Source organism: Collinsella sp. OF02-10, assembly GCF_003463445.1.
Lineage (GTDB): Bacteria > Actinomycetota > Coriobacteriia > Coriobacteriales > Coriobacteriaceae > Collinsella.
Genome location: NZ_QSCW01000008.1, coordinates 1 through 2,292 on the forward strand (window position 1 = coordinate 1; position 2,292 = coordinate 2,292).

The window sequence follows — 2,292 nt, forward strand, 5'->3', positions numbered from 1 at the left end:
GCCATCGAAATTTATCGATGGCCTATTTCAGACTGTAATGGGGTAAGTCTTCCGTTCTTTTCACTAATCGATCGATTCGTCCCAGGAGGCTCGAACCCGAGGGGGAGCGAGCGTTTTGGGGCGTGGCTGTGGCGTTGTTTGCCGCGAATGTCCGCTTTGGGCGTATCATCGTGGACATCTCGCAAAACCTCGTTGCAAGGGAGTCGCACCCCATGGCTACAGAAAAGTCCTCTTCGCGCCCATGGATGTCCGATGCCGCGATTTATCAAATCTACCCGCGCTCGTTTAAGGATTCGACTGGTTCGGGTCTGGGCGATATCGCGGGCATTACCCAGCAGATGGACTATCTTGAGCGGCTGGGTATCGAGGCCATCTGGCTGAGCCCGTTTTACCCATCGCCTCTCGTCGATGGCGGCTATGATGTGGCGGACTACTGCGATGTCGACCCACGTCTCGGCTCGCTTGACGACTTCGATGACATGATCGCCGCGGCTCATGCGCACGGCATCAAGGTCATCGTCGACATCGTGCCCAACCATTCGTCCAACCAGCACCCCTGGTTCAAAGCCGCTCTTGCCGCCGGCCCCGGATCGCCCGAGCGCGCCCGTTATATCTTCCGCGATGGTCGCGGCGAGCACGGCGAGCTGCCTCCCACCAATTGGAATGCCAACTTTGGTGGCCCCGCCTGGACGCGCGTCGCGGACGGTCAGTGGTATCTGCACATGTTTACGCCCGAGCAGCCGGACTTTGACTGGTCGTGCCCCGAGGTTCATGCGTTCTTTTGCGACGTCCTGGCGTTTTGGAGCGATCGAGGCGTCGATGGCTTTCGCATTGATGTGGCGCACGGTCTCGCCAAGGATCTCGACCGCGATGACCTCGACCGGTGGCATCTCGCCGAGGGCGATGACATGGTTGAGGACGGCACCCATCCGCTGTGGGACCGCAACGAGGTCCACGAGATCTATCGCGAGTGGCGCCGCGTGTTCGACCGCTATGATCCGCCACGCAGCGCCGTTGCCGAGGCGTGGGTGCTGCCCGAGCGCCAGTATCTCTACGCGCGTCCCAGCGAGCTTGGCCAGACATTCAACTTTGAGTTTGCCAAGGCCACTTGGACCTATGATGACATGCACGCTGCAATCGAGGAGGGCTTGAAGGCAGCTATAGAATCCGATTCCGCCTCGACCTGGGTGCTCTCCAACCACGACGTGCCGCGCGTGGCGACGCGCTATGCCCTGCCGCAGATCAAGGCGACGCGCTACTACCAGATTGCGCTCGACTGGCTCTTACGCGACGGGTCGTCTTATGACGAGGACCGTGAACTCGGCGAGCGCCGCGCGCGGGCGGCCCTTTTGCTCGAGCTGGCGCTTCCGGGCTCGACATACGTGTATCAGGGTGAGGAGCTCGGCCTTTTTGAGGTGGCCGATATCCCGTGGGCCGCACTCGAAGATCCTACTGCGACTAATACGCACGGACCGAAGCGCGAGAAGGGGCGCGACGGCTGCCGTGTGCCCCTGCCGTGGGTGGCAGCGGACGATCCCGTGCAGGGCGGATCGTTTGGGTTTTCACCGGCGGACGCCGATGCGGCGCCCCATCTGCCGCAGCCTGCATGGTTTTCCGATTACGCTGCCGATAGGGAAGAAGCGGACCCGACATCGATGCTTGCGCTCTATCGTGACGCCCTCTGGCTGCGGCGCAAGCTGCGCGGGTGCGCCAACGATCTCGCGTGGCTCGATCTTGACGGGCGCACCGGCCTTGCGGATGGTGCCGAGGGCGCTGAGGGCGGCGTCATCGCCTATCGCCGCGACAACGGCTGGGCGTGTGTGACGAACTTCGGTGCAGCACCCGTGGAGCTGCCGGCGGGCAGGGTCCTGCTCACCTCATCACCGCTTGCAGACGGCAGGCTCGCGCAGGACAGTTCTGCCTGGATCATGCTTGCTGAGTTGTAGGGGCCTCTTGCGGCGAGTTTGCGTTTGACTGCGCTTTCCGTGGTGGCTGATGTCTTCGCGAGGTTCGCGAGGGTGTCGCAAAACTTTTCAAAAAAAGTTCTTGCATTTGGGTGGATTATCCCGTATATTAAATCCTCGCAGGCGGACATGGCTCAGTTGGTAGAGCACAACCTTGCCAAGGTTGGGGTCGCGGGTTCGAGCCCCGTTGTCCGCTCCATTTGGGCGTTTAGCTCAGGGGGAGAGCGCTTCCCTGACACGGAAGAGGTCAGAAGTTCAAATCTTCTAACGCCCACCAAATGTTCGCAGCTCAGAGGCTTAGCCTCTGAGCTGTTTTGTTTTGGTCGCC

At 61.2% G+C, this 2,292-nt stretch carries 1 protein-coding gene and 2 tRNA genes; all 3 read left to right on the forward strand.

From position 1 onward, the window contains the following. Positions 1-212: 212 nt before the first annotated feature. The 3 genes from DXA43_RS05185 (at position 213) to DXA43_RS05195 (ending at position 2,241) form a co-directional block, all read left to right on the forward strand. Entirely contained in the window at positions 213-1,946 is a 1,734-nt protein-coding gene (locus DXA43_RS05185; RefSeq protein ID WP_233540021.1) for a glycoside hydrolase family 13 protein, read from the forward strand. Between the two features lie 141 nt (positions 1,947-2,087). Next, a tRNA-Gly gene (locus tag DXA43_RS05190) sits at positions 2,088-2,163 on the forward strand. Between the two features lie 3 nt (positions 2,164-2,166). Continuing rightward, positions 2,167-2,241: transfer RNA gene (locus tag DXA43_RS05195), tRNA-Val, on the forward strand. The last annotated feature ends 51 nt before the right edge of the window (positions 2,242-2,292 follow it).

Bases quoted from the DNA above. Each gene is read 5' to 3' on its own strand.
- DXA43_RS05185 (WP_233540021.1), top strand. From the start codon at position 213: ATGGCTACAGAAAAGTCCTCTTCGCGCCCATGGATGTCCGATGCCGCG.